At 55.6% G+C, this 994-nt stretch carries 1 rRNA gene; it reads left to right on the top strand.

What is annotated here, in order from left to right:
* Window positions 1-15: 15 nt before the first annotated feature.
* Window positions 16-994: ribosomal RNA gene (locus RAE09_RS11835) — 16S ribosomal RNA — on the top strand; the annotation flags it as partial.

The following is a 994-nucleotide window of genomic DNA, read 5'->3' as shown; positions in this document are numbered from 1 at the left end:
TTGTTCTGAAATTTTTTTGTGGAGAGTTTGATCCTGGCTCAGGACGAACGCTGGCGGCGTGCTTAACACATGCAAGTCGAACGGAAAGGCCCTGCTTGCAGGGTACTCGAGTGGCGAACGGGTGAGTAACACGTGGGTGATCTGCCCTGCACTTCGGGATAAGCCTGGGAAACTGGGTCTAATACCGGATAGGAGCCATTTTTAGTGTGATGGTTGGAAAGTTTTTTCGGTGTAGGATGAGCTCGCGGCCTATCAGCTTGTTGGTGGGGTAATGGCCTACCAAGGCGGCGACGGGTAGCCGGCCTGAGAGGGTGGACGGCCACATTGGGACTGAGATACGGCCCAGACTCCTACGGGAGGCAGCAGTGGGGAATATTGCACAATGGGCGCAAGCCTGATGCAGCGACGCCGCGTGGGGGATGACGGCCTTCGGGTTGTAAACTCCTTTCGCTAGGGACGAAGCTTTTTGTGACGGTACCTAGATAAGAAGCACCGGCTAACTACGTGCCAGCAGCCGCGGTAATACGTAGGGTGCGAGCGTTGTCCGGAATTACTGGGCGTAAAGGGCTCGTAGGTGGTTTGTCGCGTCGTCTGTGAAATTCCGGGGCTTAACTCCGGGCGTGCAGGCGATACGGGCATAACTTGAGTACTGTAGGGGTAACTGGAATTCCTGGTGTAGCGGTGAAATGCGCAGATATCAGGAGGAACACCGATGGCGAAGGCAGGTTACTGGGCAGTTACTGACGCTGAGGAGCGAAAGCATGGGTAGCGAACAGGATTAGATACCCTGGTAGTCCATGCCGTAAACGGTGGGCGCTAGGTGTGAGGGTCTTTTCACGACTTTCGTGCCGTAGCTAACGCATTAAGCGCCCCGCCTGGGGAGTACGGCCGCAAGGCTAAAACTCAAAGGAATTGACGGGGGCCCGCACAAGCGGCGGAGCATGTGGATTAATTCGATGCAACGCGAAGAACCTTACCTGGGCTTGACATACAC

Source organism: Corynebacterium tuberculostearicum (assembly GCF_032821615.1).
Taxonomy (GTDB): Bacteria; Actinomycetota; Actinomycetes; order Mycobacteriales; family Mycobacteriaceae; genus Corynebacterium; species Corynebacterium tuberculostearicum_H.
Note: the sequence above shows the minus strand (reverse complement) of the source record. Positions and strands in the feature narration are given on the sequence as shown.